Consider the following 20582-nt stretch of genomic DNA (forward strand, 5'->3'; position numbering starts at 1 on the left):
GTGTAAGGATAAGCCAATTGCTATATCTTGTTGATTTTTATTGGCTTTATCTGTTTTTGTATCGTACTGTTTAATTAATGTTTGGCTTAAAATGTGCGCTATGACATGAAAATAAAATTTAGCATTGTTATTTTATTTGTAATACATTATCATTTTTGTGGGTCAGGTGACTTGTGTATTGGGTGAGAGGAGTTTGAACTCGCACAAGTGCTACACCAATATGTAAAAAGAAACTATTCAGGTGCTAAATTTGCCTTTTTGTTTCTAGCTCCTAACTATTCTAATTATAGCTTTCTATTCACTTTGTAAGAGATGGAAGGCGGGTAGTGGCTGAACTACCTTTGCGCTCATACTGAACAGGCGGTATGAGCGTATTTTTTTACCTGTTACTTATTTAATAATACAATTGATTGAATGTTTTTTTGCTTTAGGTGGTTGTTTTTATTGATTGGGGGTGTGATTTCTTGTGCTTGTTTGTAATCACTTTTCTCTTATTGTCGTGTTAATCTGCCTTTAATAGCGAATAATGTTGATTTTTGGTTATAATATGAGCCAGATCACTTGTATGATTATATATTTATTAAATAAACAATCTCGATCACCAATTTGAGGTATTGTACTACAAATAAGCGTCGTCATATTTATACTGTTTTGTAACAAATCATAATTACAAAAAAGGTTAAAAAGATGGAACTCAATACTCTGATTGTAGGTATCTATTTCTTATTCTTAATTGCAATAGGTTGGATGTTTAGAAAGTTTACAAGTACAACAAGTGATTATTTCCGTGGTGGCGGTAATATGCTGTGGTGGATGGTTGGTGCGACAGCCTTCATGACTCAGTTCAGTGCATGGACATTTACGGGTGCTGCGGGTAAGGCCTATAACGATGGTTTTGCCGTTGCCGTTATTTTCATTGCTAACGCCTTCGGCTACTTCATGAATTATGCGTATTTTGCGCCTAAATTTCGCCAACTTCGAGTTGTAACGGTTATCGAAGCCATTCGCATGCGCTTTGGTGCAACCAATGAACAAGTATTCACTTGGTCTTCAATGCCTAATAGCGTTGTATCTGCAGGTGTATGGCTAAATGCATTGGCCATTATCGCATCGGGTATTTTCGGTTTTGATATGAATATGACGATCTGGGTTACTGGACTCGTGGTATTAGCAATGTCGGTAACTGGTGGTTCCTGGGCAGTAATTGCATCAGACTTTATGCAAATGGTTATCATTATGGCGGTAACAATAACTTGTGCTGTCGTGGCTGTCGTTCAAGCCGGTGGTGTTGGCGAAATAGTAAATAATTTCCCTGTACAAGAAGGTGGTTCATTCCTTTGGGGGAACAATATTAACTACTTAAGCATCTTTACTATTTGGGCGTTTTTTATCTTTGTTAAGCAATTCTCTATTACTAATAACATGCTTAACTCTTACCGTTACCTAGCGGCAAAAGATTCTAAAAACGCGAAAAAAGCAGCACTGTTAGCGTGTGTGTTAATGCTAGGTGGTGTATTTATCTGGTTCATTCCTTCTTGGTACATTGCTGGTCAAGGTGTTGATTTAGCTGCCGCTTATCCAGAAGCGGGTAAAAAAGCAGGTGATTTTGCTTACCTATACTTTGTAGAGAAATACATGCCAGCAGGTATGGTTGGTCTACTCGTTGCCGCAATGTTTGCTGCAACAATGTCTTCAATGGATTCTGGCCTTAACCGTAACTCAGGCATTTTTGTTAAGAACTTCTACGAACCAATCGTTCGTAAAGGTCAAGCGTCTGAGAAAGAGCTTGTAACCGTTTCTAAGATCACTTCAGCGATATTTGGTTTTGCAATCATCCTTATCGCACAGTTTATCAACTCACTGAAAGGCTTAAGCCTGTTTGATACGATGATGTACGTTGGTGCGTTAATCGGTTTCCCAATGACGATTCCTGCATTCCTTGGCTTCTTCATTAAGAAAACACCAGATTGGGCAGGTTGGGGTACACTAGTTGTCGGTGGTATTGTCTCTTATGTCGTTGGTTTTGTTATCAATGCTGAGATGGTTTCAGCCGTATTCGGTCTTGATGCACTAACCGGTCGTGAATGGTCTGATGTTAAGGTGGCGATTGGCTTAATTGCTCATATTGCACTAACGGGTGGTTTCTTTATGTTATCAACGTTGTTCTATAAGCCGCTAACAGAAAAGCGTCAAACAGATGTCGACAAGTTCTTTGGCAATCTATCTACTCCGTTAGTCGCTGAATCAGCAGAGCAGAAAATACTGGATAACAAACAGCGTCAAATGCTAGGTAAATTAATCGCAGTGGCTGGTGTGGGTATCATGCTTATGGCGTTACTAACTAACCCTATGTGGGGACGATTAGTCTTTATCTTATGTGGTGTGATTGTTGGTGGTGTCGGTGTCCTACTGGTTAAAGCCGTTGATGATAAAGTAGAACAGCAAGTAGTTACTGAATAGCTATTCTTTTTAATCAAAAGTAAATACAAAACCAATCGTGCATTATGTACGGTTGGTTTTTTATTAGCTCAATCTTTATCGTTCAACTTTAATTTATACTACAAAATAGATTGTTTTTTATTGTTTAAATGATATTCCCTTCATTTTAAAGTGATGATTACTCATCATATTCTCGCCTATATCTATTTTTTTTATGATTCTTATTTTTTATTTCCACTTTCATTTCAGTTTCTTAATGGTTTTTTTACCGCAATCTACTCCTTTTTTTAATTTTGTCATTATGTTTGTTTATGATTTTGTGAATAGTATCACTTGTCTGATTATGTAAGTTTCAATTTAGCAATTACCATCACCCTTTTGAGTTATTGTAGTACAAATGTTTTTATTGCTATCTATAATCAGCTTCAATAAAAACATAATTACAAAAAGGTCAAAAAGATGGAACTTAATACTCTTATCGTAGGTGTCTATTTCTTATTCTTAATTGCAATAGGTTGGATGTTTAGAAAATTTACAAGTACAACGAGTGACTATTTCCGCGGGGGCGGCAATATGCTGTGGTGGATGGTTGGTGCAACTGCATTTATGACGCAGTTCAGTGCTTGGACATTTACCGGTGCAGCAGGTAAAGCGTTTACTGATGGTTTTGCGGTAGCAATTATTTTTATTGCGAATGCATTTGGTTATTTGATGAACTATTTATACTTTGCGCCTAAATTCCGTCAACTTCGCGTTGTGACGGTAATCGAGGCAATTCGTATGCGTTTTGGTAAAGTGAATGAGCAAGTGTTTACTTGGTCTGGTATGCCAAACAGCCTGATCTCGGCAGGAATATGGTTGAATGGACTTGCAATTATTGCATCTGGAATTTTTGGTTTCGATATGACAACAACAATTATCTTAACAGGGTTAGTTGTATTGGTTATGTCGGTTACGGGTGGTTCATGGGCCGTTATTGCCTCTGACTTTATGCAGATGGTTATTATTATGGCAGTAACTGTTACTTGTGCGGTTGTTGCGGTTTATCACGGTGGTGGTGTAACCAATATTGTTCATAACTTTCCAACGGATTCGTTTATTACTGGTGGTAACTTAAATTATCTGAGTATTTTCGGTATTTGGGCGGTATTCATTTTCTTAAAGCAGTTCAGTATCAATAATAACATGCTGAACTCGTACCGTTATCTTGCGGCGAAAGACTCTAATAATGCTCGTAAAGCGGCGTTACTTGCTTGTATTTTAATGTCTATTGGCCCTGTCATTTGGTTTATGCCTAGCTGGTTTATTGCAGGGCAAGGTGTTGATCTTGTTGCTCAATATCCAGAGGCAGGAAGTAAAGCGGCTGATTTTGCTTACCTTTACTTTGTTGAAGAATACATGCCTGTTGGTATGGTTGGTTTACTTATTGCAGCAATGTTTGCGGCAACGATGTCTTCAATGGATTCTGGTCTTAACCGTAACTCTGGTATTTTTGTTAAAAACTTTTATGAAATCATTCTTCGACCTCAAGCTTCTGAAAAAGAATTGGTATTAGTTTCAAAAATATCATCAACAGTATTTGGCTTGGTTATTATTCTGGTTGCGTTATTTATTAACTCACTAAAAGAACTGAGTTTGTTTGATACCATGATGTATGTAGGAGCGTTAATTGGGTTCCCAATGACTATTCCTGCTTTCCTTGGCTTCTTTATTCGAAGAACCCCTGATTGGGCAGGATGGGGAACATTAGTTGTTGGTGGTATTGTTTCTTACTTCGTTGGTTTTGTTATTACAGCAGAGATGGTGCAAAACTTATTTGGATTGAATGAATTAACAAGTCGTGAATGGGCTGATTTAAAAGTGGCAGTCGGCCTGATTGCTCATATGGTGTTTACTGGCGGGTTCTTCTTGTTATCAACGTTGTTCTATAAACCGTTAGCGGCTCATAGAGAAAAAGACGTCGATAAGTTTTTTGAAAACCTAGCGACACCATTGGTTTCTGAGAGTACAGAGCAGAAGATATTAGATAATAAACAACGTCGTATGCTTGGTTCATTAATTGCTGTGGCGGGTATAGGTGTGATGGCAATGTTTACACTACCAAACCCACTATGGGGACGCATGGTGTTTGTCTTCTGTGGTTTGATTGTCTTTGGTGTTGGTCTATTGTTGGTTAAAGCGGTAGATGACAAGTTAGAAAAACAGGTTGTTGCAGAATAAATTTTCTTTTTAATTAAATAAAAAAACCAATCGTACATTATGTGCGATTGGTTTTTCTTTATGACTTACTTTGATGCCTAACTAGCTACATCCCAAAGAAAGTTCCAACGGCCAACCCTAAAAAAATCACCGCAGTTATACGACGAATTAAGGTTAGCTGTAATTTATCCGCAGAGAATTTTCCAATTAATACGACCGGAACATTTGCCAGTAACATACCTACTGTTGTACCTAAAATAACCCAACTCAGAGCATCTGAATATTGAGCGCTTAGGATAGACGTTGCGATTTGAGTTTTATCTCCAATCTCGGCAATGAAAAAGGCAATGAAGCTAGCAACAAAAGGGCCTCTGCTTGAGATGGTTTCATCGTCATCTAATTTGTCAGGAATCAACACCCAACCAGCCATTGCCACAAAACTAACAATGAGAGCCCACTTTAAGGTTTCAGGGGTTAAAAAATCAGCGACAACCACGCCTAAATATGCCGCTAAAGCATGATTTAAAATAGTCGCAAAAAAGATCGCGGCAATAATAGGGATTGGTTTTCGGTATCTACTGGCAAGCAGCAAAGAGAGAAGCTGGGTTTTATCACCGATTTCAGCTAGTGCGACGGTGGTTATTGATATTGCTAATACACTCACGACATTACTCACTTGGGCGGGATTATAATTATAAGATCAATAGAAAAACCTCACGCCCACCCAATGGTCGTGATGTTAATCTAAGGTCTTGCCGAACAAGCTGCTCAGGCTTGTCTCGCACACCATGGTGATTTTGCACCAATTATGTTGATGTACGAACTCTCTGTTTATTTTTGATTATTAAAACGAGAAAGCGGGCTACTCCCCAAAGAGTAAGGGTGTGATAATAGGGGAATCATCACTCAGGTTCAAGTCAGGGTATTGTTAGGAAATGTGAATGCTGTGATTTTCAGACTTAATTACTGATATTTTACGCATCTATTTACTCTGGTTCGTATTATAATTTGTGTTACACAATCGCTTTATTCATCAGGTATTATGGATCTTATACAACTCTCTCGTATTAACTTTAAACAACTAACGGCTTTACACGTCATGCTATCTACTCATAGCGTTACGAAAAGTGCTGAAGTGTTGTGTATGAGTCCATCAAGTGTGAGTAAAACATTATCCCAATTACGTATTTTATTGGGTGATGAGCTGTTTTATCGAGATGGAACTCAGCTTATCCCTACACCATACGCACTAAAAATTGGTTCAACCGTCCATCAAATTCTTAATAATATGAATGGATTACTAAACCAATCGATTTTTGAACCTCAGGCGTTTTCGGGTAAATTTTCTCTTTCTATGCGAGAGAGTACCTTTGAAATATTCTCTTATATCATTAGTGATATTTTATCTACTCAAGCCCCTAATTCTCATATTGAAATTCACTCTAAAGAGCAATTAGGGTTTGATGCTTTATTAAATGGTCAGGTTGATGTCATTTTGTTGCCTCATGATAGAAGTCAGCCTCCAACGACAGAAAAGCAATTAGTGTGGGAAACCGTACTTGATGATGAGATGGTTTGTTTAATGGGCGCGGATCATCCGTTAGTTGATAAAGAATTAACCGTTGAAGACTATTTAGCATACAAGCACGTAGGTATTTTTGATAAGGAATTAAATGTGCCTTATTTTGAACAATGCTTAAGTCAACAATTTACACCGAGAGAGGTTGTGATTTCAGTGGCTGATTTTGGTAGTGCAGCGATTCTTTGTCATCAAACTGAATTTTTATTTACTTGTTCTAAAAGATGGGCTGAAACGGCAAAGCAAGCTCAAGGATTGGTTATTAAAGTGTTACCTTTTGATTATGGTCAGGTTGCTTATAGCATGGTTTATAACAAATTAAGTTTGAATGATCAGTCGCTAAATTGGTTATGTGAGCGTATGAAAAAGCCAAATAATGTTACTATCTAATCCTCACTCAATATGAGCATTACCATTACTATTTTTAGACGTCATTTATCAAGGTATTTAAATGGATTTCATAAAAGAAAAGATAACAGCTGAGCATTCTCTAGAACGAATTTACCCAAAACAGCTGAATCAAGATGAAAAAAGTCATCAAGATGTATTAGATATTCATTTAGAACGCTATGATTTTGCTTCAAAGCAATTATGTGGAACTCATATTTTAGATATTGCTTGTGGTTGTGGATATGGCACGGCTTTAATGGCAGAGGCTCATCCCGATAAACAATTTGTAGGCGTAGATGTTGATCCTCTAGCAGTCGAGTACGCGAGAGAGCATTATCAATCGGATAACTTACGCTATGAATGCGGTAATGGGATGGATTTTCAAATATCACTTAATGATGGTGGATACCAGCAGTTTGACACTATTATTAGCTTAGAAACGATTGAGCATGTACCTGAACCTCAAAAAATGGTTACTCATTTATTAACTCAACTGAGTAAAGAAGGGATTATGATTGCGTCTGTCCCGACAACACCAACGGTTGATGGTAATCCGCATCATTTACATGATTTCACGGTTGCCTCTTTTTGCCGTTTGTTTTCACAATCAAATTATCAGCCGAATGAAACTTTTGAACAGATCCAATATTGGGAATTTAAAGGGTTGTTTTCGAAAAAAGAATCGAAAGAAAACCGCTCTCAAGGCGTGGGGCGAAATATCGTTAAACACTATGTTAAAAAGCCAAGTGCGCTGTTCTTTAGAGTGCATTCGATATTAACGAAAGGGCTAAACAATCGTTATCTCACCGCTGTTTTTTCTAAATAAAGAATAAAAAAATAGCCAACCTCTGGAGGAAGAGGTTGGCTATTTATTATTAGGATTCTTTTATTCTAAATCTTCGCCATTAGTCGCGATGACTTTTTTATACCAGTAAAAGGATTTTTTAGGCATTCTATCTAATGAACCATTACCTAAATTATCTCGGTCAACATAGATAAAACCATATCTTTTACTCATTTCACCCGTCGAAGCCGCGACTAAATCAATGCTTCCCCATGGGGTGTAGCCCATTAATGGAACGCCATCAGAAATTGCATCCTTCATCGCTTTAATATGTTCTTTAAGATAGTTAATGCGATAGTCGTCGTTTATCTCGCCATTTTCATCAATTGTATCTACCGCACCTAATCCATTTTCTACTAGGAATAATGGTTTTTGATAACGGTCATACAAAGTATTCATTGTGATCCGTAATCCAACAGGGTCAATCACCCAGCCCCAATCACTTGCTTCTAAGTGAGGGTTCTTGATGGATTTAACCACATTGGCTTCACTGGTATTATTATCATTCATATCTGCAGAGGCACAACGAGAAGCGTAATAACTGAATGAGATGAAATCGACCGTATTCTTTAAGATCTTACGATCTTCATCAGTGATATCGATAATCACATTTTTATCATCAAAGACCTTTTGAGCATAAGATGGGTAGTAACCACGAGACTGAACATCAATAAAAAACAGGTTTTCTCTGTCTTTTTGCATTGCGGTTAATACGTCTTCTGGTTTGCATGAGTATGGGTAAAAATTCCCCCCGGCTAACATACAACCCACTTGGTTTTGTGGGTTAATGTCATGTGCGATGCGTGTAACTAATGCACTAGCAACTAACTCATGGTGCGCAGCTTGATATTTAACTTGTTCTTTATTTTCTCCTTCTTTGAAAAGAATACCGGCCCCTGAAAATGGGCTGTGCAGTAAGATATTAATTTCGTTGAAAGTAAGCCAATGTTTTACTAGTCCATCAAATTCAGTAAAACAGGTTTTTGCATAGCGTTCAAAAAATGAAATCATTTCTCTGCTGCGCCAAGAACCGTATTCTTTGACTAAATGCATAGGAACATCGAAGTGGCAAAGTGTTACTAAAGGTTCAATACCGTACTTTTTACATTCTAAAAAGAGATCACGATAAAAACGAATGCCTTCTTGGTTTGGCTCTAACTCGTCACCTTTAGGGAAAATACGACTCCATGCAATAGAGGTTCTAAATACTTTGAATCCCATTTGGGCCAGTAGGGCGATATCTTCTTTATAGCGATGGTAAAAATCAATGGCTTGATGGCTAGGGTAATATTCTGATTCATCTAATGAAACACTTTCCAATAAACCTAATTTTGTTGCCATACGATTTTCACCGTAAGGGATCATATCGACTGTGGTTAATCCCTTCCCACCTTCTAAGTGTGCGCCTTCTGCTTGGTTTGCAGCAATAGCTCCGCCCCATAAAAAGTCTTTAGGAAATACATTATTAGACATTTTGTTATCCTTTAAATAGCAAAGTACCAAATAGAATTGGCACTTTGATTTTATGATATAAATTGGTTTATCAGTTACGCGGTTTCAGGTTTTGTATTGATGTTAGCTGGCATAGTTTCGTTCTGAACTTCTTTCTGCTCAATGTCAGTTTCATCTTCCGGTATATCTTTGAAACCAATAATTAACGTTAGAGCAAAGGAGAGGACGACAGAAAGCACCATTATCCCAAATACCCATACGATACTCATCGGATTATCAACATCGAAAAACTGTACACTGGTGAATAATCCTGGAGCAGCCATTGAATGACTAAATAATCCGGCCATTCCCGCCAAGGCACCACAAATGAACCCACTGATGACACTTGCAATTAATGGCGTCTTCAATCGAACCGCAACACCATAAAGTGCTGGTTCTGAAATACCAGCTAAAATAGCTGAAGCTGCGGCTGCTAATGAAGTTTGACGTAATTCACTGTTTTTAGTCTTGTAGGCGACAGCTAATGATGAACCACCTAGTGATAAGTTAGCGCCAATTTCTGATGGCATAACCATGCCTTCACGACCTGTTTCTGCTATCGTTTGGATAATTGTGGGTGTAAATACTCGATGCATACCAGTAAGAACAAGCAGAGGCCAAATTGCACCCATAATCGCTACGGCTAACCAACCAAGTGTGTCATGAACGGTATAAACAATTGCTGAGATACCTGTACCAATCCAAATGCCAACAGGGCCAATCACAACAATAGCGATAGGTGCAGCAATAAGGACAATTAACATTGGTTTAAGGAAGTTTTTAGTTACCGCGGGGGTAATACTATCAACCCAACGTTCAATGTAAGAAAGTACCCACGTCATACATAATACTGGGATAACCGTATATGTATATTTTACAGCAGTAATGGGAATACCAAAGAAATCGGTTTCAACTCCTTTTGCTGCTTGCGCCATTAAGTCAACAAATGCGGGGTGAACAAGGACACCTGCTATCGCAATAGCCAATGACATATTGGTTTTAAATTTAATAGAAGCAGAAGCGGCAACCATAATTGGTAAGAAGAAGAAAGCACCGTCGCCTATGGTATTTAAAATAATAAGGGTTGAATCTGTTTTTTCAAATACTCCAGCCATTAGGAGGATCATGCTTAATAGTTTTACCATTGAGCCACCGATGATCGCAGGGATCAGTGGAGACATGGTACCAATTAAGGCATCTAAAATTTTTGCACCAATGACTTTTGGTGTCAGCTTTACTTTAGTCGTCTCGATATCTTCTTGACCACTTAAATTACAAAGCGCAGTCACTTCTTTAAATACGTAAGAGACAGTATTGCCAATAATTACTTGGCATTTATCACTGTTATGAACAACACCCATTACGCCTTTTATTGCTTTTAGGGAAGTAACATCAATCAAACTTTCGTCTTTTACAACAAAGCGTAATCGTGTCATACAGTGAGTTACTGCGATAACGTTGTGTGAACCACCGAGTTTTTCAACGACGGATTGTGCAGTAGCGCCATAATTCTTTGACATGCTTAACTCCAAGTTTACTTTCCATGTGTGAGAACAGACGAATGAATCATTGATTAAATAACCAACAGAGTACTCATCGCTCGCCTTGTTATTGTTTTGTTTTTGTCAGAATTTAATTATTTACGTCTTTTACTAGCTGAGTTAAACCTTTCCAATCACCGTTGTTGATCATGGCATTTGGCACCATCCATGTTCCACCACAAGCGACAACAGAGGGTAAAGCAAGATAATCAGAAACATTCGTTGGACTAATGCCGCCGGTTGGCATAAAGCTGACAGGATAAACTGCAGATAAAGCTTTTAGCATCGATAGGCCACCAGAAGGTTCCGCAGGAAAGAATTTGACGGTTTTTAATCCTAAAGACATTGCTTGTTCAACTAAGCTTGGATTATTAACTCCTGGGATAATAGGAATGTTTTTCTCTTGGCAGTAAGTCACTGTGGTTGGGTTCAAACCTGGACTGACAATGAAATCGGCACCCGCATCGATAGCGTCATCAACTTGTTGGGTTGTTAATACTGTACCTGCACCAATCAACAGTGTTGGGTATGCTTCTCTCATTAAACGAATAGATTCAACAGCAGCCTCGGTTCTGAAGGTTATTTCAGCACAAGGTAATCCATTTTCTATAAGTACTTTAGCGAGTGGAACTGCATTATTCTTATCTTCAATTGCGATAACTGGAACGATTTTGATTTCTTTTAATTGCTGTTCGATAGTTTGCATTTTTTATCCCTTAATTGGTCGAAGCTTGAAGAAAATAGTTTCACAAACCTCTAAGTTACGGGTAACATGTTACCAATAACATTTGGGAAATAAACTAAATTCTTCACGATGTTTGAAAAGTGAGATCTAGCTCAAAAAACTTAGGGAGTAAAAATGTCAGGAAAAAGCATCATTATTATGGGTGTCTCAGGCTGTGGTAAAAGCACGATTGGTGAATTGCTGGCAACACGAATTTCAGCGAAATTTATCGATGGGGATGACTTACACCCAAAATCGAATATTTTAAAAATGTCACGTGGTGAGCCATTGAGCGATGAAGATCGCTTGCCTTGGTTGGAGCGAGTACGTGATGCGGCATTTAGCATTGAAAGTAAAAACGAAACAGGTGTAATTGTTTGCTCATCATTGAAAAAAAGCTATCGCGATAAAATCCGAGAAGGGAATAAAAACGTCAGTTTTGTTTTTCTGGATGGAAGTATTGAGCTTATCTTACAAAGAATGTCTTCTCGTTCTGGCCATTTCATGAAAGAGAATATGGTAAAGAGTCAGTTTGATATTTTAGAGCGTCCAGTGAGTGAGAAAAGCGTTATTACCATAAATATTGATGCGACGCTGAATGACATTATTGAAAAAACAGTTTTAGAATTAGAAAGCCTTTCTCGCTTTAGCAACCTAAGTAATACACAACAAAATAAGGTAGTAGCATGACTCACTCAACCATCTTAGCGGTAACGAAACGAATCCAAGAACGAAGTGTTGATAGTCGTCAGGCTTTTTTGAATAAAATTGAAGAACAAGAAAAGGCGGGTAAAGGTCGAGCTCAAATGTCTTGTGGTAATTTAGCACATGCAGTTGCTTCTTCTTGTTCTAGTGAAAAATCGACGATATTGAATTTAACACACGCAAACGTTGCGATTATTACTGCATACAACGACATGCTAAGTGCACATCAAACATATAAAGACTATCCAGATCAAATTAAATCAGCACTAAATGAGCACGGTCATACCGCACAAATCGCGGGTGGCGTTCCTGCTATGTGTGATGGTGTGACGCAAGGTCAAGCAGGCATGGATATGTCTCTTTTCTCTCGTGATTTAATTGCTCAATCTACCGCGTTTTCGTTAAGCCATAATGTATTTGATGCGACATTACTGCTTGGGATTTGTGACAAGATAGCCCCGGGACAGTTAATGGGGGCACTAAGTTATGCTCATTTACCGACGGCATTTATTCCTGCAGGACCAATGTCTACTGGTATCACCAATGAAGAAAAAGTCGATGTTCGACAAAAATTTGTAGCGGGCAAAGTCGGACAAGATGCGTTGCAGAAAATGGAATGTAATGCTTATCACTCTTCTGGAACTTGTACTTTTTATGGAACCGCAAATACAAATCAGCTTGTATTTGAAGCGATGGGGTTAATGTTGTCAGGTTCCGCTTTTGTTCATCCAGAATCGCCACTTCGTGCGGCATTAACTGATTATGCATCAGTACGTTTGGCATCAATGACTGCTGATACCCCATCGTATAGACCGTTAAAAAAGGTGTTTACAGAGAAGAGTTTAGTGAATGGCTTAATTGCATTATTAGCCTCTGGTGGCAGTACAAATCACAGCATTCATATGATTGCCATCGCTCGTGCAGCAGGTTTTATTTTAACGTGGGAAGATTTAAGCGACTTGTCTGATATTGTTCCACTTTTAGTGAAGATTTATCCAAACGGGCCAGCTGATATTAATGAATTTCAAGTCGCTGGCGGTGTTCCAGCACTAATGAAGCGTCTGCATGAAAGTGAATTACTGCATACTGATGTTACTCCAGCTTTTGGCGATTTCAATCAACAGCTAATGTCACCAACCTTGGTTGATGGGCAGCTTGAATGGTTCGATGTCATAGGCACTGCAAACCCTAATGTTATTGCATGTAGTGGCGAAGAGTTTCAAAGTACTGGTGGAACAAAAGTGCTACACGGTAATTTAGGTAGCGCAGTGATTAAAGTGTCTGCTGTGGCAAAAGAATACCGATTTATAGAAGCGCCAGCGAAAGTATTTACTTCACAACATGATGTGGAGACAGCGTACAAAAAAGGCCTGTTAAATCAAGATTGTATTATTGTCGTGACCCACAATGGACCCGCAGCGAATGGAATGCCTGAGCTACATAAGCTAATGCCTATTTTGGGAAATATTCAGAAAGACGGTTATAAAGTTGCCTTGGTTACTGATGGTCGATTATCTGGCGCGTCAGGCAAAATTCCAGCGGCTATCCATATTTCTCCTGAAGCCCTACGTGGTGGTGTGATTGGACTGATTCAAGAAGGAGATATTGTTCGTCTTGACAGTGAAAATGGAAAGTTAGATTTATTAACCTCGTATGAGGGGCGTCAACCTATGGTCATTGATACGGAAAAAGAGCAGGTCACGTGGGGACGAGATATGTTCAAAATTATGCGAGACAATGTTTCGAGTGCAGAAGAAGGCGCTTCATTCTTGTATTAATAGATTGGCTTAATATCTAAGGAGCAGGAATAAAGCGCAATAGAGAAAGCTGAAATTACAAGCTTTCTCCTTGTGTAATCGTAAAGCCCAGATCAAACACTTTTTGTTCTGGGCTTTTTCCTGCCAGAGAATCTAACAGTAATTGTGCACTTTTCTCTCCAATAGCATATAAAGGCGTATCTACGCTGGTTAGTTTTGGTGACATTGCTTGGCCTATGTCTAATGAGTTATATCCAACGATACTAATTTGTTGTGGTACTGGGATTTTTCTTTCTTGGCAAGCCATGATTGTTCCGATAGCAATATCGTCATTAGTACAGAAGATCCCATCTACAGTAGGGTGCATGTTTAATGTTTGTTCAAGAAGTTTTTGACCTAAGGTAAAGCTTGAGTGAGCTTCGGTTAGGATGTGGATTGGCTCAAATCCAGCTTCTGTAATCGCTTTATCGTAACCATTCATACGTAGTTGTGTTCGGGTATCCAGTCGGGCACCAAAGTAGACGATGTGTTTTTTCCCTTTATTGAGCATAGATTTAATGACAGTATAAGCCGCTAATTCGTGATCTAATCCGACAGCAATATCAATTGGGTTTTCAGGTAATTCCATCGCTTCGATAATTGGTACGCCAGCGGTTTTTATCATTTGTAATGTACGCGGAGTATGCTCTGAACTGGTTAAAATAAGTCCATCTACCTGATAAGAAAGTAGGGCCGCTATCTTGTTTTCTTCAATATCTTTGCTGTAACTAAAGTGGGCAATTAAGGTTTCATAACCACAAGCATTGGTTACCGCTTCAATACCTTGTGTGAAGTTTGCAAATACTTGGTTAGATAAAGAAGGTAATAATACGCCAATGGCTTTACTTGAGGCTTTTGAAAGCATTGCTGGTGCACGATTTTGAATGTATCCAAGCTCTTCAACTACCGCTTTTATTTTGACACGCGTTGGCTCTGCAACCGAACTTGGATCTCGCATATAGCGGCTGACCGTCATTTTGGTGATGCCGATTCTATCAGCAATGTCTTGTAAAGTGGGGCGTGATTTTCGTGTATCGGTAGTCATAATAAGCCTTAGTTAATGTTACAGTAACATTATAGCTGAGGCTTTCTTTATGAATCAATGGTTTGTTTAGGTATAAACGGTTGGTGTGATAACAGAACGGCCTAATCGTTGAACCAAACTGTGTTCAAATTCTTCCATTTGCACTTTGCTGCATTTATCCCAATTTAAGGCTTCACCAACGACGCCATGATGTTGAAAGGCATTTAAGCGAATGCTGATATGATCTGGTAATGTCTTTAAATACTCACTAACAGCATCAATTTCACACAATAAGTCGGTTTTATTGGGTATATGTAATAAACGAACTTCGTGTAATTTGTCGTGTTGAGCTAATAGGTTTATAGATCGTAAAACGCGATGATTTTTTCTGCCGACTAACCATAAATGGGTGTCATTTTGCCAAGCCTTTAAGTCAATCATAGTGCCATCAAGATAAGGTAAAACCTTGCTCCACCCTTGCTCTGACAAACTGCCATTACTGTCAATAAAACAAGTCAGGTGACCTAATGCGTTGTTTGATTTAATTGCTTTAAAGTATTCAATAATAAACGGTAATTGTAAGGTCGCCTCACCACCAGATATTGTGACACCACTTAAAAATGGGGCGTGTTTCTTGGTGAATTCAAGCAGCTTTTCTACCGAATATGTCGTTATTTTTGGATTGGATTTGCTTGGGCAGACATCAATGCATTTATCACATTGAGTGCACAAGGTTTCGTCCCAAATGACTTTTCTGTTTGGAGAATTATCAAAGGTTAATGCACCTGTAGGACAAGGTTCAATGCAATCACCACAGTGATCACAATGGTTAATGGTATGAGGGTTATGACAAGTTATACAATTGTAATTACAGCCTTGTAAAAAAATCACAAGGCGATTACCGGGACCATCGACACAAGAAAAGGTCAGTATTTTACTGACCAATCCTGTTTTGTCATAGTTGATGGTATTGCTCTGTTGAGTGATAACGTCAACCATAGATTATCTAGCTTATTCTGCGTACGTTGGTGTGATTTCTAATGCCGCAACACGAGGTTTACGCTCTAGAATACCTGTATTTTTAGCCGCTTCAGCACCTAAGAATGTGGTATTAGTGCGAGAACCTTCATTGTCGTATTTTGCAATATCAGACAATTTAATCATGTAACCAGTCACTCGTACCAAATCGTTTGACGCAACATTAGCCGTAAACTCGCGGTAACCTGATTGCAGTGCGCCTTTTGCCAAATTAAACATCGCTTCAGGGTTTGATTTAACGGTTTCATCAATCGTTAAAATATCACTGATACCTGATGTGTAGTATTGGTGGTGGCCAGCGGTTGCTTGTACATATGAAACAGGGTCTGGTTCTGTACCATAAGGAATACGAACGCCTGGAGTAACATCAAGATCTAAGCTGATGCCACCTTGAGCATGAAGTAGTGCTTTTTTGTGGTAACCGTATTTTACATCAGTCGCATCAACGATTTTAGAAAGCTGCTTAGAAATAGCATGACCTAATAGATTTGCTGCTTCGTCATGGCCGTATTTTGCTTCAACACCCTCTTTCTCCATTAGGATATTTACCGCTTCAGCCATGCCGAAAATGCCGAACATTGGTGCAAAGCGGTCTTCGTTGATTAAGCCTTCTTTTGTTAAGAAGCCTTCAAAGAAATTTGATTTTTCATGTAAGAACTCACTACGAGTGTCCATCAAACCAAGCATTACGCTGCAGTAATGAGGAAGAATATTCTCAACAAAATCGGCTTTATTTTGTGCTTTTTTTGCTACTTCTTTTAGGTTCATACGAACTAGCGTATTTGAACCACCAGCAAGTGGCAGAGAGTTGTAACAACTAACAATGCCAAAACCAGTGTTGTTATACGCTTTTGCATGAATAGGATAGTTAGCAATGTGTGGCTTGCTGCATTCACAGATATTTGATGCCGCTTGGCGAAGTAAGTCATCAGGCGTAACGTCAGCATCGTACATAAAGGTTAAGTTAGGTGCGATTTGCTTTAATTCGGCATCAACACGCAAGATAGTGCGACAAATGATGTTATCTGTAGGGCCAATATTTACGTGCATGAAAGCATCTGGAAGGGTGCGATCTAGCATGATCCAGAAGCGTTTTACTTTTTGGTAAATTTCTTCATCACTAAGGGCACCAACGTAAGGCATAAGTACAGTATCAAGTTGGCCAAGGTAAACAGGAATAGAAGTAACGGAAGGGACATGATGATAGATAATCGTCAGTAAGTTTAATGCATCATCAAAATTTTCGGCCGCAGATAGCTCTAGGTATTCAGAACCTTGAGATAAAAACTTTGCGTAATCAGGCAATACATAGCGAGGTTTAAAAGGGGCGTGACCTTCAAACATGTCACATAATACGCCATCATTTAAGGCTTGTTGGGTTTCTGAGTCAATCTCCATGTAAGGTAGACTTGCCTCTGCTTCTAACGCTAAATATTGTGATTTTTGTTTTGGCGATAAGCTGGCGTCAGTAATGATGCTATAGAAACGTTCTTGACTCATGATAAAACCCTTTTAATTAGTATGGGTTTATTATGAGCCAAGAATGTCATTTCAGTTAGTGAAATTAATTCAATGATTCTTTTCCATTTTGGAAAATTTAAATGCTCACTTTATGTAATGGGGGCGGCCTTTTTATTGGTTCATCGCGGCTTTCCGGGGAAAGCCGCTTTTATCTTCATAAAGAAATAGTCTGTATCTCTGTAGCCATACCCCATTCTTTTGATCAGCTTAATTTTGTTATTTATTCCTTCCAGTGTACATGTATTTAATCGATATAAAGCCGAACTAACAATTCCGTGAAGGTATGGTTTTAACTTTCGTGCAAAACTGATTAATGGTTGGTCCCACTCTCATTTACCTGTTGTCACCATACATCCCATAGTTCTATTGCCTGCGTTTCTGAGTCACAATACCAGAGCTCTTTTAATTGCTCTCCTAGCAAATGAGTCACCATTAAATCGTGGTTTACCGAAAGTATTTCATCTAGATAACTCTGTTGATTTGCGTCTAGGTTGTCTCTATTTTTCAAAAGGATCCAGCGTGAACGCTTAATCCAACGACGAGCTTTTTTGTCTTCTTTGAGTTGATTCGCTTGATCTACCCTAACTCTATCCATTACCTCTCGTCCATATTTGGCTACCACATGAAAAAGATCGTATACAATACGTGCATTAGGGCAATGAGCTTTCACTTCGAGATCGAAAGCTGTATTCATATCCATAGCTACTGCTTCGATATTTTCGGCATGCTCACCAAGCTCTTCAAAGAAAGGCCTGATATCAGTTCGGCTTCTACCTAAACCAATCCAAAGCACTTGATGTGTCTGCGCATCGGCAATCACTGTTGCATATCGATGTCCTTTAAATATGGCAAACTCATCCATCACTAGTTGACGTAATTTATCCCATGGTATGTCAGGGATAACTCGTTTAAGTCGTTGTTTATCAATGTTCTTTATCGTGTGCCAATGTACTCCAGTCAGTTCTGAAATATGTTTAATCGGCAGCAAAGGCAGCAGTTGTTCAATATATTCTATCAATCGATTAGTCAGGCGTGAGTATGGTTTAAGCCAAGATATTGCTTCCGTTTTTGTACCACATAGCGAACATGTAATGCGCCTAGTCTGAATCAAAAGTTCAACTGGAGCTCCTAATATCATAGCGTCTTTAATAGTTCGCCACTGAGTATCGTGAGTAAATTCAGAGAGTCGCCCGCAAGAGCAGAATGCTGGGGAATCAGGCTTTAAGGTTATAGAGATTAATGAATCAGTTTTATGAGACTTTACGATCTGAAAACCTTTCCAGAATGATGATAAAAAAGTATTATTTGGCATGAAAACGGCAGTTTGTGAAAAGTTGTGTTTGGCGATGTAACTTTACCACTAACTGCCGTTTTTGTTTTCAATTCCCGCTAATCTGCGATGAACCTTAAAAAAGGCAGTCAAATATCCTAATAAACATGCCACTCGCCCTTAAGCGAGTGGCATTAGTCAATAGTAGGGCTTATTTATCAACTCAGATTATTTACAACAGCCCTCTGTAAAATACAACAGGTTTACTTAAAAAATAAAATCAACTATAAATTTATCGTTTACTCTAAATCATATAAGGAATTTATTAGTCATGAAGTATATTCAAATAAAAGTCACTATTTATGCATTATTCTGTTTTATTAGTAGTCAGAGCGCTGCAAATACGACTGATGTGGAAATTACCAATGATGCGATGTTAGTTAGTTATCATGGAGGGGTATGCCCTTCGGATTATACTATTATGCCAGTAGAAACAGCTAGGGAAAATCGGTTATCTATTGGTAATAATTTAATGGGTCAATATGAAATACTAAAACTCGCGGGTGGATATGTTATTACTGGATCTGGACATGGATATGATATTAAACTTGGTTCCGCTTATCATCCTGTATGTGTAGCAAATAAAATATCGAATATCGCTCCTAGTAATATCAATCAAAATGCTATACCTGATAATATAGAAGATATAAATAGTGAATTATCTAATTCTGTAATTACTGATTTAAGCAATGTATATATTGATAACTATGAAATTTATCCAGAAGGGGCTGGAGGTGCTATTCCTAATCAAATATATGCTAATGGTATAATGCAAAGCCAGGTTACTGTAAGAGCGAGGTTGAAGCATAATAATGAATCTGGAGCTCTTATTACAACGCCAATTACAGATATTAATTCAGCTATAAGTACCGATGGGAAAAAAATTAATTTTATCCGTTTATACACGAAGTTAGGCGAACCATACGATCCAAATAAAAAAATAGAAATTGCTATTGATGGAGAGCATGTTGGCCTAGAAAGTACTTCTTGGAAAGCTTCTCGTCAAGAAAATAAATATGAAAAAAGCATTCTCAGTATTCGAGAGGGAAATCAGGAGAGCTCTTATTTAGAGCCTGAAATATATACACTGGATAATGGGTGGCATACATTTACGTATTGGGTAACTACCACAAAAGCGACGGCTTCAGGTCTTGATATGCAAATTTGTGCCAGAATAGGCAATGAAAATGGAGTAAATTTAGCAGATACATGCAGAGGAAAAAATTATGAACACATAAGCTATGCTCCTATTGCCGCAATTCCTATCCCAAATTATATAAAAAGTGATTTTATAATCTCAGATAATCGATTTTATCATAATGACCATCAACGTGTTGATTTGCGTGAAATAACAATAACGCCTAAAAAACCGAATATAAAGATAGCGGATATTTATATTAATGCGATTCCTTATAATCAACCAAGAGCTAGCACAACTCGTATAGAAAATATGTCACTTGTTGCAAGGTATACTGAAACTTATAACGCGCAACCTGGACAACGTAGACTAAAAGGAGCATCTTTATTTGTTATGAATAAATATGGTAATGAATCTTACAAAGATGTTCAGTTAAAAGGATATGATTATTGGAATGAAACAAACAGTGAGTTTTACCCATCGTCTGTTGAGCTACATCCTAACGCTAACAATATAACATTTTTATCTACGACGTTTTATAACCATTTTATAGCCGCACATAGCTATATTGGGTGGAATTTAGATCCTCTTCGTTATGGTAATAATAATTACTTTTCCCCAGAACAAAAAAACAATGTAAAAGCAAGAGATCAGTATGGAAATGCATTTGATATTAAATTTAATTATTCTAATGATTATTTTAATATCGATGATATTCATACAATAAATTCTATTTGGTAAATAAATTATATTGATAATAGTGTAGGCATGTGTTTTTGAATAGCATATGTCGACACATTTTAATATATTTATAATATAAGTT

The 20582-nt window shown here is 38.1% G+C and carries 14 protein-coding genes, 1 pseudogene and 1 riboswitch; of the genes and pseudogenes, 7 read left to right on the top strand and 8 right to left on the bottom strand.

The features are described 5' to 3' along the window. Positions 1-687: 687 nt before the first annotated feature. Together BTO22_RS11775 and BTO22_RS11780 are read left to right on the top strand one after the other, a co-directional pair. Positions 688-2460, top strand: a complete 1773-nt coding sequence (locus tag BTO22_RS11775; protein WP_105055693.1) for a sodium:solute symporter family transporter — start codon at positions 688-690, stop codon at positions 2458-2460. Positions 2461-2898: 438 nt separating this feature from the next. Further along, a complete protein-coding gene (locus BTO22_RS11780) occupies positions 2899-4659 on the top strand; it encodes a sodium:solute symporter family transporter (protein ID WP_105055694.1) in 1761 nt (586 codons plus the stop codon). Between the two features lie 85 nt (positions 4660-4744). On the opposite strand, the gene BTO22_RS11785 is transcribed toward BTO22_RS11780, so the two are convergent. Continuing rightward, on the bottom strand, positions 4745-5302 hold the full coding sequence (locus BTO22_RS11785) for a TMEM165/GDT1 family protein (RefSeq protein WP_181044636.1): 558 nt from the start codon (positions 5300-5302) through the stop codon (positions 4745-4747). A 93-nt stretch (positions 5303-5395) separates the two neighbouring features. Further along, positions 5396-5521: riboswitch (yybP-ykoY riboswitch) on the bottom strand. A 159-nt stretch (positions 5522-5680) separates the two neighbouring features. Between BTO22_RS11785 and BTO22_RS11790 the strand changes: the two genes are divergently transcribed. Further along, positions 5681-6607: a LysR family transcriptional regulator gene (locus tag BTO22_RS11790; protein WP_105055696.1), complete on the top strand. Its 927-nt coding sequence runs from the start codon at positions 5681-5683 to the stop codon at positions 6605-6607. A 61-nt stretch (positions 6608-6668) separates the two neighbouring features. After that, positions 6669-7433, top strand: a complete 765-nt coding sequence (locus BTO22_RS11795; RefSeq protein ID WP_105055697.1) for a class I SAM-dependent methyltransferase — start codon at positions 6669-6671, stop codon at positions 7431-7433. Positions 7434-7493: 60 nt separating this feature from the next. Here BTO22_RS11795 and BTO22_RS11800 read toward each other — a convergent pair whose 3' ends face one another. From BTO22_RS11800 to BTO22_RS11810, 3 genes are all read right to left on the bottom strand, one after another. Beyond that, the gene (locus BTO22_RS11800; RefSeq protein ID WP_061029102.1) at positions 7494-8924 is read right to left on the bottom strand and encodes a 6-phospho-beta-glucosidase; all 1431 of its coding nucleotides are present in this window, start codon (positions 8922-8924) and stop codon (positions 7494-7496) included. A gap of 74 nt (positions 8925-8998) precedes the next feature. Further along, positions 8999-10462 carry a PTS cellobiose/arbutin/salicin transporter subunit IIBC gene (ascF, locus tag BTO22_RS11805; protein WP_105055698.1) on the bottom strand — a complete coding sequence of 488 codons (1464 nt, stop codon included), beginning with the start codon at positions 10460-10462 and terminating at the stop codon, positions 8999-9001. Between the two features lie 112 nt (positions 10463-10574). Beyond that, positions 10575-11189: a bifunctional 4-hydroxy-2-oxoglutarate aldolase/2-dehydro-3-deoxy-phosphogluconate aldolase gene (locus tag BTO22_RS11810; RefSeq protein WP_060993255.1), complete on the bottom strand. Its 615-nt coding sequence runs from the start codon at positions 11187-11189 to the stop codon at positions 10575-10577. A 153-nt stretch (positions 11190-11342) separates the two neighbouring features. On the opposite strand from BTO22_RS11810, the gene BTO22_RS11815 reads away from it, so the two are divergent. Together BTO22_RS11815 and edd are read left to right on the top strand one after the other, a co-directional pair. Then, positions 11343-11897: a gluconokinase gene (locus tag BTO22_RS11815; RefSeq protein ID WP_105055699.1), complete on the top strand. Its 555-nt coding sequence runs from the start codon at positions 11343-11345 to the stop codon at positions 11895-11897. Next, positions 11894-13690 carry a phosphogluconate dehydratase gene (gene edd / locus BTO22_RS11820; protein ID WP_105055700.1) on the top strand — a complete coding sequence of 599 codons (1797 nt, stop codon included), beginning with the start codon at positions 11894-11896 and terminating at the stop codon, positions 13688-13690. The genes BTO22_RS11815 and edd overlap by 4 nt, the downstream gene beginning before the upstream one ends. Positions 13691-13745: 55 nt before the next feature. Here the strand turns inward: edd and BTO22_RS11825 are convergent, their stop codons facing one another. The 4 genes and pseudogenes from BTO22_RS11825 to BTO22_RS11840 all read right to left on the bottom strand — a co-directional run bounded on the left by BTO22_RS11825 (position 13746) and on the right by BTO22_RS11840 (position 18603). Continuing rightward, positions 13746-14753 (bottom strand): substrate-binding domain-containing protein, encoded by a 1008-nt coding sequence (locus tag BTO22_RS11825; protein WP_105055701.1) that lies wholly within the window; start codon positions 14751-14753, stop codon positions 13746-13748. Positions 14754-14819: 66 nt separating this feature from the next. Further along, positions 14820-15731: a YjjW family glycine radical enzyme activase gene (locus tag BTO22_RS11830; RefSeq protein ID WP_105055702.1), complete on the bottom strand. Its 912-nt coding sequence runs from the start codon at positions 15729-15731 to the stop codon at positions 14820-14822. A gap of 12 nt (positions 15732-15743) precedes the next feature. Next, positions 15744-17270 (bottom strand): YjjI family glycine radical enzyme, encoded by a 1527-nt coding sequence (locus BTO22_RS11835; RefSeq protein WP_105055703.1) that lies wholly within the window; start codon positions 17268-17270, stop codon positions 15744-15746. Positions 17271-17410: 140 nt separating this feature from the next. Next, positions 17411-18603: pseudogene (locus BTO22_RS11840) on the bottom strand (ISL3 family transposase). Between the two features lie 289 nt (positions 18604-18892). Between BTO22_RS11840 and BTO22_RS11845 the strand changes: the two are divergent. Beyond that, the gene (locus BTO22_RS11845; RefSeq protein ID WP_105055704.1) at positions 18893-20500 is read left to right on the top strand and encodes a hypothetical protein; all 1608 of its coding nucleotides are present in this window, start codon (positions 18893-18895) and stop codon (positions 20498-20500) included. The last annotated feature ends 82 nt before the right edge of the window (positions 20501-20582 follow it).

This window comes from Aliivibrio sifiae (assembly GCF_002954705.1).
In the GTDB taxonomy this organism is placed as follows: domain Bacteria; phylum Pseudomonadota; class Gammaproteobacteria; order Enterobacterales; family Vibrionaceae; genus Aliivibrio; species Aliivibrio sifiae_A.

Coding starts and splice junctions, on each gene's coding strand:
- BTO22_RS11775 (WP_105055693.1), top strand. CDS start 688: ATGGAACTCAATACTCTGATTGTAGGTATCTATTTCTTATTCTTAATT.
- BTO22_RS11780 (WP_105055694.1), top strand. CDS start 2,899: ATGGAACTTAATACTCTTATCGTAGGTGTCTATTTCTTATTCTTAATT.
- BTO22_RS11790 (WP_105055696.1), top strand. CDS start 5,681: ATGGATCTTATACAACTCTCTCGTATTAACTTTAAACAACTAACGGCT.
- BTO22_RS11795 (WP_105055697.1), top strand. CDS start 6,669: ATGGATTTCATAAAAGAAAAGATAACAGCTGAGCATTCTCTAGAACGA.
- BTO22_RS11800 (WP_061029102.1), bottom strand. CDS start 8,924: ATGTCTAATAATGTATTTCCTAAAGACTTTTTATGGGGCGGAGCTATT.
- ascF (WP_105055698.1), bottom strand. CDS start 10,462: ATGTCAAAGAATTATGGCGCTACTGCACAATCCGTCGTTGAAAAACTC.
- BTO22_RS11810 (WP_060993255.1), bottom strand. CDS start 11,189: ATGCAAACTATCGAACAGCAATTAAAAGAAATCAAAATCGTTCCAGTT.
- BTO22_RS11815 (WP_105055699.1), top strand. CDS start 11,343: ATGTCAGGAAAAAGCATCATTATTATGGGTGTCTCAGGCTGTGGTAAA.
- edd (WP_105055700.1), top strand. CDS start 11,894: ATGACTCACTCAACCATCTTAGCGGTAACGAAACGAATCCAAGAACGA.
- BTO22_RS11825 (WP_105055701.1), bottom strand. CDS start 14,753: ATGACTACCGATACACGAAAATCACGCCCCACTTTACAAGACATTGCT.
- BTO22_RS11830 (WP_105055702.1), bottom strand. CDS start 15,731: ATGGTTGACGTTATCACTCAACAGAGCAATACCATCAACTATGACAAA.
- BTO22_RS11835 (WP_105055703.1), bottom strand. CDS start 17,270: ATGAGTCAAGAACGTTTCTATAGCATCATTACTGACGCCAGCTTATCG.
- BTO22_RS11845 (WP_105055704.1), top strand. CDS start 18,893: ATGAAGTATATTCAAATAAAAGTCACTATTTATGCATTATTCTGTTTT.